Here is a 17725-nt window from a genome sequence, read left to right on the forward strand (position 1 = left end):
TTGCGCCGGCGAGTGAGTAATACACATTGTCCAAATGCGTCCGCATTGAAGAACTTTTAATCAACTAAATAGCAATTTATTCTGAATATCTTTCCCTAAGAAGTGCAATTTCTCTTGTCCAACCCTCATCATCATTAGGCGTTTCCAGAATAAAAGGCTTACCCTCCAATGCCGGGTGCCGGATGACACGGACAAGGGCATCAAGACCAATCTGGCCTTCCCCGATTCTGGCGTGGCGGTCTTTGTGACTGCCAAGAGGGTTGAGGCTGTCGTTCAGGTGGATGGCTTTTAAGTGGTCGAGACCGATGATGCGGTCGAATTCAGTTAAGACACCGTCCAGGTCGTTTACAATATCGTAGCCACCATCCCACACATGGCAGGTATCCAGGCAGATTCCAAGTTTATCGCGTTTTTCTACAAGGTCCATGATGGCACGAAGCTCCTCGAAGTGGCTTCCCACCTCTGAACCTTTTCCGGACATGGTTTCCAGAAGGACTGTGGTGGTCTGATCTTCGGTAAGGACAGCATTCAGAACTTCTGCAATCTTTTGGATTCCAACTTCTATTCCTTGTCCTACATGGCTGCCAGGATGGAAATTGTAGTAGTTTCCAGGTGTGGCTTCCATACGTTTCAGATCGTCTGCAAAGGTCTCCCGGGCAAAATCCCGCAGATTTTCTTTGGCCGCGCAGGCATTTAAGGTATAAGGCGCATGGGCTACAATTTTCCCAAACTCATGCTCCTTTGCAATCTCCAAAAATTTTGCCACGTCCGCCGGATCAATAGCCTTGGCATTCCCTCCTCTTGGATTTCTGGTAAAAAATGCAAACGTGTTGCCGCCATTTTTCACAATCTGGCGTCCCATGGCTGCGTAGCCTTTGGATGATGAAGTATGATTTCCTATATATAACATGTCATTTTCCCTTCTTATTTATTATGAAAGTCTCGTACAGCAGCCAAGAATGAACCATGCTTGCACGAGCGAATTCCTGAATATCGAATGGGCCAGGCGATGGCCCTGATTACGAATGCGGTCGGCAGCTGTGGGAGCGCCATAGGCGCGAAACAGCTGACCCTCAAATACACTTCAAGTATTATCCTATATATTTTAGCATTTCCCCCTTCTTTTTCAAGATATTTATTGACGAAAACTCATTTTATTCTTATACTGTTAAAAGGTGTGCTCTTCTGTAAAAAAGACTTTTGTCCCATACTTTTTCACAGAATTCATACATAGAAAAAAGGAAGGAAATCAACATGAAAGAACGTGAAAAGTTTTCATCCCGGCTTGGATTTATTCTCATTTCAGCCGGCTGCGCCATTGGAATCGGCAATGTATGGCGCTTCCCTTATATAACAGGACAGTACGGAGGCGCAGCATTTGTACTGATCTATCTTCTGTTCCTTGTAATTCTTGGACTGCCTATTATGGTTATGGAATTTGCTGTCGGACGCGCAAGCCGCAAGTCCGCTGCCAGAAGCTTCCATCTCCTTGAGCCAAAGGGCACCAAATGGCACATTTACAGCTATGGAGCCATGCTTGGCAACTATATGCTGATGATGTTTTACACCACTGTAGGCGGCTGGATGCTGGCTTACTTCTTTAAAATAGCAAGCGGCACCTTCACAGGTCTTGATACAGAAGCGGTAGGAAACGTATTTAACACCATGCTCTCCAATCCTGGAGAAATGACCTTCTGGATGGTAATCGTAACTGCATTCGGTTTTGGTACCTGCTGCATGGGACTGCAGAAAGGTGTTGAACGTATCACAAAGGTTATGATGGTATGTCTTCTTACTATTATGGTAGTTCTTTGCGTTAAGAGCTGTACGCTTCCAGGTGCCATCGAGGGTATTAAGTTCTATCTTCTCCCGGATTTTGGCCGTCTGAAAGAGAACGGACTGCTTTCCGGTATTTATGCCGCTATGGGACAGGCATTCTTCACCTTGAGCCTTGGGATCGGCGCAATGGCAATCTTTGGAAGTTATATTGACAAAGACCGCAGCCTTATGGGCGAATCCATCCAGATTGGTATTCTGGATACTTTCGTGGCACTAATGGCCGGACTTATTATTTTCCCGGCATGCTTTGCTTACAATGTAAGCCCTACACAGGGTGTTGGACTTGTGTTCGTAACACTGCCGAACATGTTTAACCAGATGATGGGCGGCCGTTTCTGGGGCGCACTGTTCTTTATCTTTATGACATTCGCAGCTCTCTCCACCATCATTGCAGTATTTGAGAATATCTTAAGCTTTGCCATGGATCTGTGGGGCTGGAGCCGTAAGAAGGCAGTTCTGGTAAACGGAATTGCAATCTTTGTTTTATCCATGCCATGCGTACTTGGTTTCAACGTATGGAGCGGATTTCAGCCACTGGGTGCAGGAAGCACCATCCAGGATCTGGAGGACTTCATTATCTCCAATAACCTGCTTCCGCTTGGAAGCCTTGTTTACCTGCTGTTCTGCGTAACCCGCTACGGATGGGGATGGGACAATTTCATCAAAGAAGCGGATACAGGAAACGGCATTAAATTTCCGAAGTGGGCACGTCCATATCTTACCTATGTACTGCCGCTTATTGTACTGTTGATTTTCGTAATGGGTTATTACGACAAGTTCTTCAGATAAATATTATTGTAATGTAAATCAAAGGCAAAAGTTCACAGGGCTATTCACTCAAAACATGACCTATGGATTTTTGCCTCAATGTTTATACGGAACAAACACATCGCCTGTCGGCGACATCATATACAAAAAGCCATATGAGGATAGACGTATGCAAAAGAAAAAGAATTTATACAAAAAATCCAAATATTACCGCCAGCGCCAGAAAAAGATCCGACAGATCTGTATGGCCGCGGGTGGTGTCCTGCTGCTGGTGGTACTGATCCTGATCGTCCGGGGATGTGCAGGAAAGGCAAAGAGTGTAAACTCTTCGAATGTAAACAACGCAACCGACGAAAAGACAACTGGTTCTGCTCTTTCTTCTGACAATGAAAAGAACGATTCTTCATTTGCCGATGGAACTAAGCAGACTGCCGAATCTTCCAGCGACAGCTCAGATTCATCTTCTGATTCCGAAAGCAGCGATACTGTTTCAACAAAATCGAAGCACGACACCCCAGTCACCCTTACTATAAACGTTGTGGGCGACTGTACCCTTGGCACAGATGAAGCCTTCGATTACAGTACCAGCCTGAATGCATATTTTGAAAATTATGGAAAAGAATACTTTTTACAGAATGTAAAGAGCATTTTTGAAGCAGATGACCTGACCATCGCCAACAATGAAGGGACCTTCACAGACAGCAGCAGCCGCGAGGATAAAACCTTCGCATTCAAAGCCCCTGCGTCTTTTGCAGGAATTTACTCCAGCAGTTCTGTGGAAGCAGTAAACACAGCCAACAACCACAGCCATGATTACGGCGAGCAGAGCTTTCAGGATACCATGGACGCCCTGGATGCCCAGGGAATTGTTCATTTTGGCTATGATGAGACGGCCGTAATGGATATAAAAGGGGTAAAAGTAGGTCTTGTGGGAATCTATGAGTTATACGATCATCTTGAGCGTGAACAGCAGCTGAAAGACAACATTGCCAAGGTAAAAGAAGATGGTGCAGAGCTGATCATCGTTATCTTTCACTGGGGAAACGAAAAAGAAACCGTTCCAGACTCCAATCAGACCACACTTGGACATCTTGCCATTGACCTTGGCGCTGACCTGGTGTGCGGACATCATCCTCATGTACTTCAGGGAATTGAAGAATATAAAGGAAAAAATATTGTATACAGCCTTGGAAACTTCTGCTTCGGCGGAAACAGCGCCCCAAGTGACATGGACAGTATGATTTTCCAGCAGACCTTTACCATCTCAAATGACGGCGTAAAAGCAGATAATGTAACAAATATCATCCCATGTTCCATCTCCTCCGCTTACGGCTATAACAATTACCAGCCAACGCCTGCTGAAGGGGATGAAAAGACCAGAATTATGGAAAAAATCCAGGAAAGAAGCTCCTGGATCGGATAGAAGAAAATATGTTATTCAGCCCCCCCCCAGAGCGAAAGCTCCGGGGGGTATTTTTTGATTATAATATCAGCATCGCATCCCCAAATGAAAAGAACCGATACTTCTCCTGCACTGCCACCTCATAGGCATGCAGAATATTCTCTTTTCCAGCCAGTGCAGATACCAGCATAACCAGTGTGGATTCCGGCAGATGGAAGTTGGTGATCAGACCGTCGATCATCTTAAATTTATAGCCTGGATAAATAAAAATCTCTGTCCAGCCGCTTCCAGACTTCAGAACACCATCAGCGCCAGTTGCAGATTCCAGTGTACGGCAGCTGGTAGTTCCAACTGCGATCACACGGCCGCCATTTTTCCTGGTATCGTTGATCAGCTTCGCCTGGTCTTCTTCCACAATGTAGAATTCAGAATGCATGTGATGCTGCTCCACATCATCTACCTTAACCGGACGGAATGTGCCAAGACCTACGTGAAGAGTTACATGGGCAATATTTACCCCTTTGGCTTTCACCTGCTCCAGAAGTTCCTTTGTAAAATGCAGACCTGCTGTAGGCGCTGCTGCAGAACCTTCATTCTTTGCATAAACAGTCTGGTAGCGATTCTTATCCTTTAATTTATGAGTGATATATGGAGGCAGCGGCATCTCTCCCAGCTGATCCAGAATCTCTTCGAAAATACCCTCATAATGGAACTGGATCAGACGATTCCCCTCGTCCACCACGTCAATAATCTCTCCCTTTAAGATACCATCTCCAAAAGTGATCTTAGCACCTGGGCGTGCCTTTTTACCTGGTTTTACCAGGCATTCCCAGATATCGTTCTCTCTTCTTTTCAGAAGAAGGATCTCGATCACTGCGCCAGTCTCTTCCTTGTGACCGTAAAGTCTTGCCGGAATAACCTTGGTATCATTGATAACCAAAGTATCACCTTCATTCAGATAGTCCAGTATATCCCTGAAATGGCGATGCTCAATACTGCCATCTGCCATAGAAAGATGCATAAGTCTGGAAGAACTTCTGTCCTCCAGCGGATCCTGGGCGATCAGCTCCTGAGGGAGCTCATAGTAAAAATCAGATGTTCTCATCTTTGGATTCCTCCTCTTTCCACTGCTTTTTCAGCTGCCGCACAAAATTCCATTCTTTGTTGGTGAGATCTGCCTTTTTCAGCAGATCCGGGCGCCTTCTGGCTGTACGAATGATAGACTGCTCTCTGCGCCACTTCTCTATATTTGCATGATGACCGGACATAAGAACCTCCGGAACCTTTTTACCATGCCACTCTTCCGGGCGGCTGTACTGGGGATATTCCAGAAGATTTCCTGCAAAGGACTCGGTCTCGCCAGACTCCTGATTGCTGAGCACGCCTGGAACCATGCGGGAAATAGAATCCATCATAACCATGGCCGGAAGCTCGCCGCCTGTAAGCACATAATCTCCGATAGACACATAATCCGTCACAATTTCCTCCAGAACACGCTCGTCAATCCCCTCATAGTGACCGCAAAGGAAAACCAGGTCTTCCTCTTTCGCCATGTCTCTTGCCATCTGCTGATTAAACACCTGTCCCTGCGGGGTGAGATAAACCACACGGGGGCGCTTCCCGGCTTTCTCGGCAATCGCTTCATAAGCCAGGTAAACCGGTTCTGCCTGCATCAGCATTCCAGCACCGCCGCCGTAAGTATAATCATCTACTTTCTGGTGCTTGTTAAAAGCATAGTCGCGGATATTTATGGCCTCCACAGAAAGGATTCCTGCATTAATAGCACGCCCTGTAATGCTGGTGTTCATTCCATTCCGGATCATTTCCGGAAAAAGGGTCAAAACATGGAAATTCATTTATAAAAGTCCTTTCATCAAATGTACCGTCATCACATTCTCTTCCAGATCAACGTCAAGGATGCATTCCTTGATTGCCGGGAGAAGTACTTCCTGATGATCTGGAAGCTCTACTACGTAAACATCATTGGCTCCTGTCTCCATAACATCTTTCAGGGTTCCGAAATGGGTGTTGCCCTCCAGAACCACTTCCATGCCAATCAGGTCGCCGATGTAATATTCATCTTCATCCAGTTCCTGGGCTTCTTCTCTGGGAACCCACAGGTCTCTGCCTTTGTACATTTCAATATCATTTATATTATCAATCCCATTAAATTTCAGGATCACAAGATTCTTAAAAAATTTCACGTTACGGATTTCCAGCTTTTTCATCTCTCTGCCGGCATCCAGAATCACGTATTCAAGATCCAGGAAACGCTCCGGATCTGTGGTAGGGAATACTTTTACTTCTCCCCGCACGCCATGAGTGGTGGTAATTACTCCAACCTTTAATAAATCTTCCATTCAAAACTCCTCTACAAAAAACGAATATGTCTGCCGTCCAGGACTTTCATAAGTAAAAACAGGAGCCATGTCTCCACAGCTCCTGCATCCATATATCTTGCTTATCATTGCAGAATATCTACAATCACTTTTTTGCTGCTTTTGGAAGAAGCCGCTTTTACTACGGTACGGATGGCCTTGGCGATTCTGCCCTGACGTCCGATCACCTTACCCATATCAGATGGTCCTACCTTCAGTTCGATAACAACAGCGTCATCCTTTTCTGTTTCGGTAACGACTACTTCGTCCGGATTTTCAACAAGAGATTTTGCAATTACTTCTACTAATTCTTTCATTACACACCTCCCTGATCCCGCCCCGGAGCATATTCAAAAAATGCCCTCATCTGGACGTCACAGAAATACCCCCTGAAAATTGCCGATTACAGTTCACGACTTTCACAGGAAATACTGTGCAGTCTGAACCATTCTGGCAACCTCTAAGATACTCCTTAAATTATTTCTCGATTCCGGCCTGTTTAAGGATCTTAGCAACAACTTCTGTAGGCTGAGCACCGTTTGCAAGCCATTTCTTAGCTGCTTCTTCGTCAACCTTGCATACGCTTGGCTCCTGGTTCGGATCATATGTTCCGATCTCTTCGATACATCTTCCGTCACGTTTGCTGCGGGAATCTGCAACAACGATTCTATAGTAAGGTGCTTTCTTCTGTCCCATTCTTCTTAATCTGATCTTAACTGCCATTTTAATTTTCCTCCAATTTACTTTCTCTTTATTAGTTAATTTAATTATTTTATGTTAAAAAGGGAGCTTAAAGCCGCCTCTTTTACCACCCATTTTGCCGCCGCCCATGAGACCCGGCATCTGCTTCATCATCTTCTTGCTCTGCTCAAACTGCTTCACAAGGCGATTGACTTCTGCAACATCCACACCTGCGCCTCTGGCAATCCTGTTCTTACGGGAAAGGTTCAGGATTCCTGGATTGGAACGCTCCTGTGGGGTCATGGAAAGAATAATGGACTTGGTTCTGTCCATTGCTTTCTCATCGATCATGCTCTCCACATCTTTCATCTTGCTTCCCACACCAGGGAGCATGTTCAGGATACTGGAGATTCCGCCCATCTTATTCATCTGTTCAAGGCTGGTAAGATAGTCATTGAAATCAAAATCCATCTTCTTCAGCTTCTTGGACATCTCCTGGGCTGCTTCCTGATCTACGGCTGCTTCTGCCTTTTCGATCAGGCTCATTACATCTCCCATACCAAGGATACGGGATGCCATTCTCTCCGGATAGAACTGTTCCAGATCGGATAACTTCTCTCCCATACCTACATACAGGATTGGCTTGCCAGTTACGGACTTGATGGAAAGAGCTGCACCACCACGGGTATCACCATCCATCTTGGTCAGGATCACTCCATCGATTCCAACCTTCTCTGCAAAAGTCTGGGCTACATTGACTGCATCCTGTCCGGTCATGGCATCTACTACAAGGACTGTAGCATCTACCTCAATATTAGACTTAATATCAGCAAGCTCCTGCATCATATCCTCATCGACATGAAGACGACCTGCTGTATCAATGATCACTACATTCTGCTGATTCGCCTTGGCATGTGCAACAGCCGCCTTGGCTATGTCTACCGGGCTCTGTTTATCACCCATGGTAAAGACTTCCACGCCTTGTTTCTCACCGTTTACCTGCAGCTGAGTGATCGCTGCGGGTCTGTAAACGTCACAGGCTACCAGAAGAGGTCTCTTACCTTTAGACTTGATCTTACCTGCAAGCTTGGCTGCTGTAGTGGTCTTACCAGCTCCCTGAAGACCTGCCATCATAATGACAGTCAGATCATTGCCAGGCTTGATCGGAAGCTCTGTAGTCTCACTTCCCATAAGATTAACCAGCTCTTCATTTACAATCTTGATGACCATCTGGCCTGGGTTCAGTCCGTTCATAACGTCCTGTCCAACTGCACGTTCCTGTACAGATTTCGTGAACTGTTTCACGACTCTGAAGTTAACGTCCGCTTCAAGGAGTGCCATCTTAACTTCTTTAAGAGCAATCTTAACATCCTCTTCGGTCAGACGGCCTTTGCTTCTCAGCTTCTTGAATACATTCTGAAGTTTATCTGTTAAGCTTTCAAATGCCATGAATTATAACTCCTCTAAAATCACATTGGATATTGCCTCAATATCATCAGCGTGATATCCGGATGCAAGCTCATGTATCTTCTGTACCTGTCCCCGGATATTCACAAACTTCTCCACCAGATGCAGCTTCTCTTCATATCCTTCCAGTGCCTTGTCACAGCGTCTGATCATATCATGTACGCCCTGACGGCTGATATTCAGTTCCTCTGCAACCTCACTTAAAGAATAATCCTCCAGAACTACACTCTCGTAGATCTGCTGCTGTCTCTTCGTAAGAAGCTCTCCGTAAAAATCATAGAGCAAAGTACGTTCTACAAACTTTTCCATTCGTTATCACCTTGGGTATCATACCGTATTTTGTGGTGTGTGTCAAGTGTTTTTTGTTGACGAACTTTTGTTCGTGTTTTTTCGTCTACGTTTATCTATTGATAAAATGCGGATTCTCAAAATAACAACACTTTTGTCTTAATTCGTCTAGCTTTATGTTTTTATACTTTTTTGTCACAAGATTGTCACAGAATGGCACAAAAAAAGGTACCTTTTTACAGTACCTTAATTGATTTTACCACTTCTTCCTGTTGCCGCTTTTTCTCGTCAGTAAGATGTGTATAGGTGTCCAGTGTAACAGATGTAGAAGCGTGTCCCAGAATCTCACTAACCGCTTTAACATCAGCCCCAACAGAATAAGCAAGTGTTGTATAAGTATGTCTTGCCATGTGAGGACAAAAGTTTTCAATTCTTTCTTTATGTTCCCGGTCTGCTGCCTTGTTATAATTCTTAATAATCCTATTTATTAATGCTAAAAAGTTAGGTTCTATCCATACTCTTCTTTGTGAATTTACAAATACTAAGTTCGATATTTTTCTTTTGATATTTCCATAATCATCTACCACTGGTACTGGTTCTACTGGCTGAATATTCAAAAGCTTATGTTTTAACAATATCTTTCTTACATCGTTACTCATTGGTATAACCCTGGTTGATGTTTTACTTTTAGGTGAAGCGATCGCAACAGTAAATCCAAAATCTTTTTTTCGATATCGGTTTACAGTCTTATCAATCCGAATTGTATTATTTTCAAAATCAATGCAGTCCCATGTTAAAGCTGCCAGCTCTCCGATTCTCATTCCAGTATTAAATAATACCACAAATTCTGAATATTGTTTTGAATATTTTTCACTATTTCTCACATAATTCATAAATATTTCTATTTGTGAATATTCAATAGCTGTCCGCTTCTTTCGTTCTGTATTAGGCACCTGTAAATTTTTTATCGGATTTTTCATTAAAATATCTTCATCAATAGCAGATTCAAAAACTTTATTTAAACAACATTTTAGATTTAACATTGTTGAGTGTTTTTTTCCATTTTCCACCATTTCATTAATAATTCTCTGACAGTCCAGCTTTGTGATTTTAACAATTGCCTTTTTTCCGATAGTTTCACGAATATACGTATTATAATATGATTTATAATTCGTGCATGTAGTAGCTTTTCTGCCACTCCGGGCATATGTACCAAACCAATAATCAAAATACTCATTTAAAGTCATTTTTGCTCGTTTATTATCAAAAACAACACCTTTATCAAGTCGGCATAATAACTCATTTTCCTGTTTTCTAAGGTCTGCGAGTTTATCCGAAGTGATTGTAATTCGCTTTCCATCAATCATTTTGCGGAACTGATACCGATTGTTTTTACTATCATAATATTCCCCAGTTTTGAGATTTCGTCCATTTGCATCTTTTCTTGCCATTTCTCGCACCTCTTTTCTATATTGCCTAATAAAGGAAAGGGGCAGCAGTTACGCCGCCCTATTCGCTTCACCCTAACAGGGCTTTCACATACGCATAAATAACTTTCAGCCAGTGACTATTGTCACAATTCTGCACAAGATTAATAATCTCTGTCTTATAGTAATTCATTCTTCTTTTTCCTCCGTAGTTTCCTGCAAGTACAGGTATTCAAGTAGCTTGTACACTCTTTTAAAGGTGTACGGTTCTTTCGCCTTTTCTAAGAGTTTTTTTATTTCCTCTTTGTAATCAATGTTATCGTTCATTCTGCTTTTCCCTGCTTTTTTTCTTTTTGGTCTTCGTATTCAACCATCGTTTTGACAACTCCATATAGCATAGATATATTTTCTGTTTTTGTAATTTTTTCTATCATCTCAATAATCTCTTTCTTGTAATCCATTTGACTACCTCCAGTATCTTTCTGGGATATCAACCAGAAAAAGATAAATATAGCGTAAAATCTTTTCTGACTGGATTTTGGTAAGCCGTTCAATGATCTCTTTTCTGTAATCCATAGCGTTAGCCCCATCTTTCTAAGAATAAATAAATAAAGGTATACAGATATTCCAATGTTCCAGGCTTTTCAATTTTCTCAATCATTGAAATAATTCCAGACTTATAATCCATTTTGCCCTCCATTAACAACTGTTTCTTTATGAACATCCGATACAATAATATAGATGTATCGAAGTTCTATTTGCCCTAAATCATTAAGCAATTCATTGATCTTTTCCTTATAGTCCATATCACCCCAACGCCTCCAGTTTCTTCTCAATCTGCTTAATTTTCTGGATATAATCAACGCAAATTTCCAACTCTGTCCACAAGGATGTTTTATTGTATGCAAATTCCATTGCTTCTTCCGGGGATGTGATTTCTCCCTTGTCCAGTCCATAACGCTCAATTGTAGAATTAAGCATGTAATTAAGCTTCTCAATGCAACTCTGCATTTCTATGAGTAAATCTTCTTTTTCGTAATCTCTCATAGTTTAGCCCTCACTCGCTCAGTTTTTTCATATATGCGTATACACATTTCAGTAGTTCTTTATCATTCAATTTCAGTGTGCATTCAATAATTCTCTGACGATACATATATCTGTCAGCCAGTTCTACGCATATATCAAGGTTTTCCTGTTTATCCTTTAATTCTGCTTTCAGCTGTTCGTTTTCCTTCTGCAAGTCTGTAATGATCTCACTTGCTAACGGCTGATAATTTACATCTTTTGCATTTCCATTCATTGTCATTTCTCCATAAAATTCTTGCTAGGGGCTAACAGGAATGATATACTTTTCCCTGTAGCCCTGTGATTTGCTTGTTTCCAGGTTACGCGCCCCTGTCGGAGTTGCCGCTCTGGCAAGGGCATTTTTATTAAATTCCTTTTCCATCATGTGTGATCTGAAATAAAATGGTACACATCACACCAGAAAAGAAAATTAATACTGCTTCCGTTGCTGTGAACATCTCTCAAACTCCTTTCTTTTAGCATGCTCCGCATCCACCAAAGGACGAAGTAAAGCAAGTTCTTGATTTATTTGTTGTAGCTCTCCCTCGTATTCTGGAAGCCACTCAACGCCATTATGCGTTAAGATATATGCTTTTCGGCTTGCCAACTGAATATATCTCAAAACCTCTTCTACTATCATATTGGCTGCACCTGGGATTCCCCGAAAAAGCTCGCCTTATAAGTAGCACCATCTCCCCGGCTTCCCCAAATCAACACTGTGCTAAACAATGCCTTGCTTCCGTGAACAACCTCAAATCCGAGTTCTTTCCACCTAGCCCATGTATTAACAGGCTCGGTTATATTTGCCGCTTTTTTGGCTGTTTCAATGCGAGTATTGTTTACTTCCTCAGCCTTTGCAGATAACCACGCTCTGTGAAGAGCTTCACCAAAACTGATACCCTTTGTTTTACGGTAAATCTTCCAGGCTTTCAACATGACCTTTGATAAATTATATCTCATATGTACATCTCCTTTCTCTTCTGGAAATCCCGATCAGCTCCGGCAGGTCTTAAACCAATCTCGACAACTCCTGTGCCTTTGCTTACCCTTGCCCGGTGTTATGTCAGTGTCTTTGGTACATCTTGCGATCTCATCATTTTCACTTTTCGCTGTTCTCTGTTCCCTTGAACTGATTATAGTATAGTCTATCGTACCCGATATATCAATATGTAAAATTCACGATATTGTACCCGATATAAAAATGTTATTTTGTGTAATATGTATATTGTACCCGATAGTATTATAAACTATAATAATTTTAATTATATCCAACAACATAGAAAGGAGTTCAACATGTCGGAAGAAAGCAAGATTAGTAAAGCTCAGCAAAAAGCAGTTGCAAAATATATGAAAAATAATTATGACGAAATCAAAATTCGTGTTGAAAAAGGAAAACGCGAAATCATTCGCCAGGCAGCAGAAGCCGCCGGGGAATCTGTAAACGGCTATATTAAAAAAGCTGTAGATCAGCGCATGGAGCAGGACTGCAAAAAGTAATCAAGCCTAATAAAGAGAAAAAGAGCTTGAACATTTGTTCTTTTTGTGCTATTTTAAAAATAGGCTAACGCTTGCGTGGAGCTTTAACGAACTCACCACACGCATAAATCTACACAAAAAGGATAGTTTCATTTCCTTAAATGAATAAAAAGGGCTGCTCTTTCGTTTGGGCGGTCTTTTTTATTGCGTTTCTGTGCTACTTGTGCTATAATAATTAATAGATAACGATCACCTTTCTAGGAACCCCGGTTATTCAATGCACGCACACGAGTAACCAGGGTTTTTTTTTATTGACTTAGAATTTTTCTCATGACTGTTTCTGTCTACTTTGAGATTTTCCAGATCGGCTCAGAATTAGCCCGGAACATATTCACTAGCAGAGTTTGAGTCGCGTAGTATGCGTTCATAGAATCGCCCAGCTCTTGTTTTGCAAGTTGGAAAACTTTCTCGATACGTTCCGGCGATATCCGATAGAAAGTGGAAAATTCCGTTATCAAACATCCAACAATTTCTTGATCGGTCACTGCAGCCCCTCCTGTTTGCGCCCCTGCACCAGATTGCCAGCACCGGGAACTTAATTTCTTAATCTTCTGGCTCTGTTGTTTTCTGGTTCATACAATTGGAATAATTTTTTGCAAAATACGCCGCCGCACTGTTCGTTCCATTAGATTGAGCTGTCACATGAACACCATCAGCATTTACAAGCTCAACAGGTTCTTGATCTGCCTTTTTCTGTTTGTTTGCTTCCATTTCTGCAAAGCCTTGCTTACTAATGCGGCTGATCCGAACGTCTTCAACTGTTTCTTTCTCATACTGCTGTTCATATCTGTTTAAAAAAGTACCTTCTGCATGTACACGAATCTTCATACTTGTACCATCACGGCCTGTTCCGCCATTTTCTTTCCCGGTCAATTCCCCAGTAAATTTATCAATGACTTCACTTGCTGTTTTTGCCACTTCATCTAGCACCGCATTTGCCTTTGCTTCTGACGGAACATTTAAGCGGAATCCGTTCTGTTCTGCCATCAACTGCACTTTTCGGACACAAAATTCCGATCTGCTCTTCATTGCATCCTTACAAAAGCTGGCCAGTTCATCTTCTGTAAGTTGCACCTCGCTTTGGCTGATAATATTCATCTTATTAAGCAAATCAAAATCAAAGTAGCCCTTTATGTACTTGTTAGCGTTGCCCCTTCTCCGATCTGCGACTGCAGCAGCCAATTTTTCCCGGTACATATTTCTGGTAAATTCAAAATGTTTACCATATTCTGCATCCAAACTTGCCAATTCTTCCTTTAATGCCGTTGGATTCAGTCGAGCCTTTGCAGTCTCAATCTCTTCAATTTTTCGATTTGCCAAACCGTCCACATCGCCCTTAAAATCCTTCATAATTCTTCGAATTTCATCAAATTTTCCCATCCCTTTATTCCCCTTTCACTTCTGGTTTAAGAACTTCAACTGCAGTTGCAACAACTTCCGCACAGCCATAACTCCGACGTGTGCAGAATCCCAGTTTTACGAAATGCCCCGGTTTAACTTCCATATTCTCGGACAGACCAACTTTTGCTGATTTTCCATAAAAATCAATAGTCAAACTTTCAAAACAATACGGCATTCCATCTTTACCAATTCCGCTTTTTGAAGTTTTAGATAAAACTTTAAAATATTTTTTTTCCATTTTTTCTGATCTCCTTTCAAATTAACTTGTCCATTTTTGTGGTTTTAGAATAAACTTCTGGCGTTTTGGCTCTGAAATGATGTATTGTGAAATGTCCTCGCCCTGCTCTAACAGCTGTGCTTTCACTTCTTCAATTCGCTCGACAGCTTCTTCCTCTGAAATCTCTAGCATTTCCGCTATATCTCGCTGCGAAAACAATTCTTGTGTGTGAAATTGCTCGGATAGCATCATACGACATCCATTAAATACGGCACCGATTGTTAAATCATAATTTTCAATGCCGCTCCGCATGAGTCGGACTATCTCACGCCGATCAATTCCGAACCTCGCATAAGTTGCCATCAGTTTGTCAGCCGCTTGTTCAATCGTCATTTTTCTCGCTTCCTTTCTGCCTAATAAATGCACAGGCTTGTTTTAATCTCTGTTAATTAGCTACTTATTTCACCCTAAAATCAGCTTTTAAACATTCAGCGGTAAATTGTCCATTCATGGAACAAAAACCGAAATTTGAACGTTTAATGCTTACTATTGTGTAGGTTGTAGGGGTGTCCGTAGCAGATACCCCCTTTTTTGTTTTTTGAAAAATTTTGAGGGGCTTGATATTAAAAGTCTTTTTTATTTGCTCGAGTGGAAGGGGACGTTATTCAGCCCAGGATGAGCTACGCACAGACCCCTCCGGGGGGGCGTTTCTGCTGCCTGTTCACGGCTGAAAAATCAGCAATCAAGATTTAGTTCTTGACAATGCATTGTAAACAATTGCAGTATTTACACAGCCTCACGCTCTTTTATTCCTTTGGCTGCGACAATATTTGTGACAATCTGGCAGCAGTTAGCCCATATATTACAATTCGGGCGGTTCCATGTCTGGCAGTTCCAGCGCTGCCTTGTGCCGTTCTGCGATCTCGACGGCAGTCCGTGTTACAACTGATCTGTCACTCTCTGATTCCTCTGGCATATTATCGCGGTATTTCATCCAGTTTTTAGATAACCAAATATAAGTAGTTGGATGCACCTTTCCAGATAATCCAGCCTGCTCCAGAAACGCATATATAAGCTGTTTAACCTGTTTCACAGCTTCTTGCCTGCGTTCAGATATCCCTCCATAGGCGTTTCTTTCCCAATCACATAGCGTCTGTCGTGTAATTCCAAGCCCACCACAAAGAGTTTCTACCCCCAGTCTCATTTTCTTGCACTTGCAAAATTCTATGATCTGCGCTACACGATGCTCAAATTCTCCGTCTTGATCTGGTGAACCACTGATTTTCCCCATTGCTGCTAATTCTTGCAGTGACGTGATAGAATCCACCACGAAATTGTCCGGTAAATTGTCGATTGTTGTGTTTGGAAAGTTATTTTTCGGCATTATTCTCACCTCCTTTCAGTGCTTTTTCGGATGTCAACTTTACATGTTGTGGTGGGCTCCCATCCCTATCCACACACTTATTACTTGCTATCACTTCTCGGCTCCATTGTGTAAATCTATCGAGCTTATGCGTTGGCTCTGCCCTAGTTTTCCTCATGCTTACTCTCCCTTTCCAGCTCCGCGCATACCGCCAACAGTAGCGATTGCAAGAACTTTTGTTCTTTTCCCTGGTACTTTTTATCAAGCAGTTCACATTCTTTATCCAGTCGCTCCCATGCTTTCTCATCATCAGCTGACACACCATGATATTTCTTGTGCAGCGTCCAAACTTCTTGCCAAATCGAAAAATATTGTTGCTTAAAATCCAATGTTCTCCTTTCCTCGACACAAGGTCGAACCCTTGTAGTTAATAATGCACTGGTAGCAAAAGGGGTGCATTTTTCAAAATTCTTTTTATATTTCATTTTTTTACATATGTGATAAATTAAAAAATGTTTGCCCCTTTTACTACCACCTATAAAAATGGGTTTTCTTCTGTCTCCATAAACTTTAATTCCAATCCAGAAAAATAAACCGTTCCGTGTACCTTCGTTTCTCGATAACCTTTTGTCCGCAAAGCCTTATAAAATGCGGTTTTTCGCAATGGTTCGCGTTCTTCTTCCTTGCAAAAATTCTCATACGCAGAGAGCAAATCTGGACGTTTTACCCTTGCTTTTTGATCTCGAACACAGCATTCTTCTATAAACGCTTCTGTCGTATCAGATTCGATTTTCATTCGCGTAATTTCCCCCAGGTTTGCCCCCGACTCGTATATTTGCCCCCGTTCAAGGGCTTGTTTTGCCCCCTCAACCAATCCAGATATAACTGCTTCAACCTCTTTTTCATCACTTAACTTTGATTCAAGGTCTGGAATAAATGCCCCCTCGTCATTAAAACGAATAATAAGTAAGCGTCGATAAAACCCATTTGATCGGTCATCCAGAACTTGCGGAAGCTCATTGCAAGAAAATATAAATTTTGCACGATTCTTAAAAAAGAAAATGTCTCCACCCTTATACTCGCCCTGCACCAGGTCTTCGCCTGTCAACTGTTTAATCACGGATGTGTCTTTTAATGGAGCATTTTCCAGATCACCGCAAACATTCACGGTTTTGTAAAGTAACTTTGCCGTTGTAAAACGATCAGAAATTTTCTGCAAAGGTATCGCAGACGCATTTTCTATTCCTGTCAATCTCAATAACTCATTTAAAATTACACTTTTTCCACAATTTCCCTTTCCTGTCAAAATCATAAATTTCTGAAAGAATATTTCAGAAAAAAGACACATCCCCATAAATTCAAGCAACATCTTTTGATTATCTTTATCGGGAATCCTACTCTGGATAAATTCATAAAAAGTCGTGTCTTCAATCTTTAGACCTGGCTTATAATCATGTGGAATCTGGCTAATAGCTCTATACTCCGGCAAATGCTCATATATTTTCCCAGTCTTAACATCCACCATTCCATTTCTAAAATTCACCCATTCTTTCGGATAAAGATTAATTTCGTCTGGTTCTTGTTGTATCTGGAAATCTGTTATAAGCAGCCTGTACACTCTATCTATCCGTGGAGCAGTTTGCAATTCTTCAACCATACAGTTTCGAATAAGGGTTTTAAGCATTACTCCGTTTTTATCCTCACGATAAACGCCGCCCACATAATAGAAAGGTTTTCCAGATATAATCATCAAATTATTATTTTCAATAATATAATTTGAAATTCTAGCGTCTATAATATCATAGGGCTTTCCTCTCTCACTGAATTTATGAAACCTCTTCAATTTTTCTTGAATATCCATTTTGTTTTTACTGGCTCTCACATGGCTCTCGT

General features: G+C 41.8%; 25 protein-coding genes. 3 read left to right on the plus strand and 22 right to left on the minus strand.

All coding sequences use genetic code 11. The annotated features are described in order from the left end of the window. Nucleotides 1–76: 76 nt before the first annotated feature. On the minus strand, nt 77–910 hold the full coding sequence (locus AB5Z12_RS14690) for a deoxyribonuclease IV (protein WP_148461960.1): 834 nt from the start codon (nt 908–910) through the stop codon (nt 77–79). A gap of 344 nt (nt 911–1254) precedes the next feature. Here AB5Z12_RS14690 and AB5Z12_RS14695 point away from each other — a divergent pair, with 344 nt between their 5' ends. Continuing rightward, nucleotides 1255–2628 (plus strand): sodium-dependent transporter, encoded by a 1374-nt coding sequence (locus tag AB5Z12_RS14695; RefSeq protein ID WP_148461959.1) that lies wholly within the window; start codon nt 1255–1257, stop codon nt 2626–2628. A gap of 148 nt (nt 2629–2776) precedes the next feature. Beyond that, a complete protein-coding gene (locus AB5Z12_RS14700) occupies nt 2777–4030 on the plus strand; it encodes a CapA family protein (protein WP_148461958.1) in 1254 nt (417 codons plus the stop codon). A 58-nt stretch (nt 4031–4088) separates the two neighbouring features. Here AB5Z12_RS14700 and queA read toward each other — a convergent pair whose 3' ends face one another. From queA to AB5Z12_RS14775, 15 genes are all read right to left on the minus strand, one after another. Beyond that, nucleotides 4089–5114, minus strand: a complete 1026-nt coding sequence (gene queA / locus AB5Z12_RS14705) for a tRNA preQ1(34) S-adenosylmethionine ribosyltransferase-isomerase QueA (protein WP_148461957.1) — start codon at nt 5112–5114, stop codon at nt 4089–4091. Beyond that, the gene (trmD, locus tag AB5Z12_RS14710; protein WP_118578851.1) at nt 5101–5865 is read right to left on the minus strand and encodes a tRNA (guanosine(37)-N1)-methyltransferase TrmD; all 765 of its coding nucleotides are present in this window, start codon (nt 5863–5865) and stop codon (nt 5101–5103) included. The genes queA and trmD overlap by 14 nt, the downstream gene beginning before the upstream one ends. Continuing rightward, nucleotides 5866–6369 (minus strand): ribosome maturation factor RimM, encoded by a 504-nt coding sequence (rimM, locus tag AB5Z12_RS14715; RefSeq protein ID WP_148461956.1) that lies wholly within the window; start codon nt 6367–6369, stop codon nt 5866–5868. It lies immediately after the preceding gene. A gap of 104 nt (nt 6370–6473) precedes the next feature. Further along, a complete protein-coding gene (locus AB5Z12_RS14720) occupies nt 6474–6704 on the minus strand; it encodes a KH domain-containing protein (RefSeq protein WP_021926512.1) in 231 nt (76 codons plus the stop codon). Between the two features lie 160 nt (nt 6705–6864). Continuing rightward, nucleotides 6865–7110, minus strand: a complete 246-nt coding sequence (rpsP, locus tag AB5Z12_RS14725; protein ID WP_117852013.1) for a 30S ribosomal protein S16 — start codon at nt 7108–7110, stop codon at nt 6865–6867. Nucleotides 7111–7164: 54 nt separating this feature from the next. After that, nucleotides 7165–8517: a signal recognition particle protein gene (gene ffh / locus AB5Z12_RS14730; RefSeq protein ID WP_148461955.1), complete on the minus strand. Its 1353-nt coding sequence runs from the start codon at nt 8515–8517 to the stop codon at nt 7165–7167. A 3-nt stretch (nt 8518–8520) separates the two neighbouring features. After that, the gene (gene ylxM, locus AB5Z12_RS14735) at nt 8521–8844 is read right to left on the minus strand and encodes a YlxM family DNA-binding protein (RefSeq protein WP_118578857.1); all 324 of its coding nucleotides are present in this window, start codon (nt 8842–8844) and stop codon (nt 8521–8523) included. A 215-nt stretch (nt 8845–9059) separates the two neighbouring features. Beyond that, nucleotides 9060–10274, minus strand: coding sequence for a tyrosine-type recombinase/integrase (locus tag AB5Z12_RS14740; protein WP_368357357.1), 1215 nt, complete (start codon nt 10272–10274; stop codon nt 9060–9062). A 165-nt stretch (nt 10275–10439) separates the two neighbouring features. Then, nucleotides 10440–10577: a hypothetical protein gene (locus AB5Z12_RS14745; protein ID WP_368357356.1), complete on the minus strand. Its 138-nt coding sequence runs from the start codon at nt 10575–10577 to the stop codon at nt 10440–10442. Next, nucleotides 10574–10711: a hypothetical protein gene (locus AB5Z12_RS14750; protein ID WP_368357355.1), complete on the minus strand. Its 138-nt coding sequence runs from the start codon at nt 10709–10711 to the stop codon at nt 10574–10576. The genes AB5Z12_RS14745 and AB5Z12_RS14750 overlap by 4 nt, the downstream gene beginning before the upstream one ends. Before the next feature lie 216 nt (nt 10712–10927). Continuing rightward, a complete protein-coding gene (locus AB5Z12_RS14755; protein WP_368357354.1) occupies nt 10928–11056 on the minus strand; it encodes a hypothetical protein in 129 nt (42 codons plus the stop codon). Nucleotide 11057: 1 nt separating this feature from the next. Next, the gene (locus tag AB5Z12_RS14760; RefSeq protein WP_368357353.1) at nt 11058–11297 is read right to left on the minus strand and encodes a hypothetical protein; all 240 of its coding nucleotides are present in this window, start codon (nt 11295–11297) and stop codon (nt 11058–11060) included. Nucleotides 11298–11307: 10 nt separating this feature from the next. Next, the gene (locus AB5Z12_RS14765) at nt 11308–11550 is read right to left on the minus strand and encodes a hypothetical protein (RefSeq protein ID WP_368357352.1); all 243 of its coding nucleotides are present in this window, start codon (nt 11548–11550) and stop codon (nt 11308–11310) included. A gap of 195 nt (nt 11551–11745) precedes the next feature. After that, nucleotides 11746–11955 (minus strand): hypothetical protein, encoded by a 210-nt coding sequence (locus tag AB5Z12_RS14770; protein ID WP_368357351.1) that lies wholly within the window; start codon nt 11953–11955, stop codon nt 11746–11748. Then, complete coding sequence (locus AB5Z12_RS14775; protein ID WP_368357350.1) at nt 11952–12275, minus strand: hypothetical protein; 324 nt, start codon at nt 12273–12275, stop codon at nt 11952–11954. Before AB5Z12_RS14775 ends, AB5Z12_RS14770 begins: the two co-directional genes overlap by 4 nt. 333 nt (nt 12276–12608) lie before the next feature. Here AB5Z12_RS14775 and AB5Z12_RS14780 point away from each other — a divergent pair, with 333 nt between their 5' ends. Then, complete coding sequence (locus tag AB5Z12_RS14780; RefSeq protein ID WP_195982983.1) at nt 12609–12812, plus strand: DUF1778 domain-containing protein; 204 nt, start codon at nt 12609–12611, stop codon at nt 12810–12812. 582 nt (nt 12813–13394) lie between these two features. Here AB5Z12_RS14780 and AB5Z12_RS14785 read toward each other — a convergent pair. From AB5Z12_RS14785 to AB5Z12_RS14810, 6 genes are all read right to left on the minus strand, one after another. Beyond that, nucleotides 13395–14231, minus strand: coding sequence for a hypothetical protein (locus AB5Z12_RS14785; protein WP_195982985.1), 837 nt, complete (start codon nt 14229–14231; stop codon nt 13395–13397). Nucleotides 14232–14235: 4 nt separating this feature from the next. Continuing rightward, nucleotides 14236–14490: a hypothetical protein gene (locus AB5Z12_RS14790; protein WP_195982986.1), complete on the minus strand. Its 255-nt coding sequence runs from the start codon at nt 14488–14490 to the stop codon at nt 14236–14238. Between the two features lie 21 nt (nt 14491–14511). Next, nucleotides 14512–14862 carry a hypothetical protein gene (locus AB5Z12_RS14795; RefSeq protein WP_368357349.1) on the minus strand — a complete coding sequence of 117 codons (351 nt, stop codon included), beginning with the start codon at nt 14860–14862 and terminating at the stop codon, nt 14512–14514. A gap of 469 nt (nt 14863–15331) precedes the next feature. Further along, nucleotides 15332–15853, minus strand: a complete 522-nt coding sequence (locus AB5Z12_RS14800; RefSeq protein ID WP_368357348.1) for a hypothetical protein — start codon at nt 15851–15853, stop codon at nt 15332–15334. Nucleotides 15854–15996: 143 nt separating this feature from the next. After that, nucleotides 15997–16317, minus strand: a complete 321-nt coding sequence (locus tag AB5Z12_RS14805; protein ID WP_368368694.1) for a hypothetical protein — start codon at nt 16315–16317, stop codon at nt 15997–15999. A gap of 50 nt (nt 16318–16367) precedes the next feature. Next, entirely contained in the window at nt 16368–17714 is a 1347-nt protein-coding gene (locus AB5Z12_RS14810) for a phage/plasmid primase, P4 family (RefSeq protein WP_368357346.1), read from the minus strand. Between the last annotated feature and the right edge of the window lie 11 nt (nt 17715–17725).

The organism is Ruminococcus sp. RTP21358st1_G6_RTP21358_211008, assembly GCF_040908885.1.
In the GTDB taxonomy this organism is placed as follows: Bacteria; Bacillota; Clostridia; order Lachnospirales; family Lachnospiraceae; genus Blautia_A; species Blautia_A faecis.

Coding starts and splice junctions, on each gene's coding strand:
- AB5Z12_RS14690 (WP_148461960.1), bottom strand. CDS start 910: ATGTTATATATAGGAAATCATACTTCATCATCCAAAGGCTACGCAGCC.
- AB5Z12_RS14695 (WP_148461959.1), top strand. CDS start 1,255: ATGAAAGAACGTGAAAAGTTTTCATCCCGGCTTGGATTTATTCTCATT.
- AB5Z12_RS14700 (WP_148461958.1), top strand. CDS start 2,777: ATGCAAAAGAAAAAGAATTTATACAAAAAATCCAAATATTACCGCCAG.
- queA (WP_148461957.1), bottom strand. CDS start 5,114: ATGAGAACATCTGATTTTTACTATGAGCTCCCTCAGGAGCTGATCGCC.
- trmD (WP_118578851.1), bottom strand. CDS start 5,865: ATGAATTTCCATGTTTTGACCCTTTTTCCGGAAATGATCCGGAATGGA.
- rimM (WP_148461956.1), bottom strand. CDS start 6,369: ATGGAAGATTTATTAAAGGTTGGAGTAATTACCACCACTCATGGCGTG.
- AB5Z12_RS14720 (WP_021926512.1), bottom strand. CDS start 6,704: ATGAAAGAATTAGTAGAAGTAATTGCAAAATCTCTTGTTGAAAATCCG.
- rpsP (WP_117852013.1), bottom strand. CDS start 7,110: ATGGCAGTTAAGATCAGATTAAGAAGAATGGGACAGAAGAAAGCACCT.
- ffh (WP_148461955.1), bottom strand. CDS start 8,517: ATGGCATTTGAAAGCTTAACAGATAAACTTCAGAATGTATTCAAGAAG.
- ylxM (WP_118578857.1), bottom strand. CDS start 8,844: ATGGAAAAGTTTGTAGAACGTACTTTGCTCTATGATTTTTACGGAGAG.
- AB5Z12_RS14740 (WP_368357357.1), bottom strand. CDS start 10,274: ATGGCAAGAAAAGATGCAAATGGACGAAATCTCAAAACTGGGGAATAT.
- AB5Z12_RS14745 (WP_368357356.1), bottom strand. CDS start 10,577: ATGAACGATAACATTGATTACAAAGAGGAAATAAAAAAACTCTTAGAA.
- AB5Z12_RS14750 (WP_368357355.1), bottom strand. CDS start 10,711: ATGGATTACAAGAAAGAGATTATTGAGATGATAGAAAAAATTACAAAA.
- AB5Z12_RS14755 (WP_368357354.1), bottom strand. CDS start 11,056: ATGGACTATAAGGAAAAGATCAATGAATTGCTTAATGATTTAGGGCAA.
- AB5Z12_RS14760 (WP_368357353.1), bottom strand. CDS start 11,297: ATGAGAGATTACGAAAAAGAAGATTTACTCATAGAAATGCAGAGTTGC.
- AB5Z12_RS14765 (WP_368357352.1), bottom strand. CDS start 11,550: ATGAATGGAAATGCAAAAGATGTAAATTATCAGCCGTTAGCAAGTGAG.
- AB5Z12_RS14770 (WP_368357351.1), bottom strand. CDS start 11,955: ATGATAGTAGAAGAGGTTTTGAGATATATTCAGTTGGCAAGCCGAAAA.
- AB5Z12_RS14775 (WP_368357350.1), bottom strand. CDS start 12,275: ATGAGATATAATTTATCAAAGGTCATGTTGAAAGCCTGGAAGATTTAC.
- AB5Z12_RS14780 (WP_195982983.1), top strand. CDS start 12,609: ATGTCGGAAGAAAGCAAGATTAGTAAAGCTCAGCAAAAAGCAGTTGCA.
- AB5Z12_RS14785 (WP_195982985.1), bottom strand. CDS start 14,231: ATGGGAAAATTTGATGAAATTCGAAGAATTATGAAGGATTTTAAGGGC.
- AB5Z12_RS14790 (WP_195982986.1), bottom strand. CDS start 14,490: ATGGAAAAAAAATATTTTAAAGTTTTATCTAAAACTTCAAAAAGCGGA.
- AB5Z12_RS14795 (WP_368357349.1), bottom strand. CDS start 14,862: ATGACGATTGAACAAGCGGCTGACAAACTGATGGCAACTTATGCGAGG.
- AB5Z12_RS14800 (WP_368357348.1), bottom strand. CDS start 15,853: ATGCCGAAAAATAACTTTCCAAACACAACAATCGACAATTTACCGGAC.
- AB5Z12_RS14805 (WP_368368694.1), bottom strand. CDS start 16,317: ATGAAATATAAAAAGAATTTTGAAAAATGCACCCCTTTTGCTACCAGT.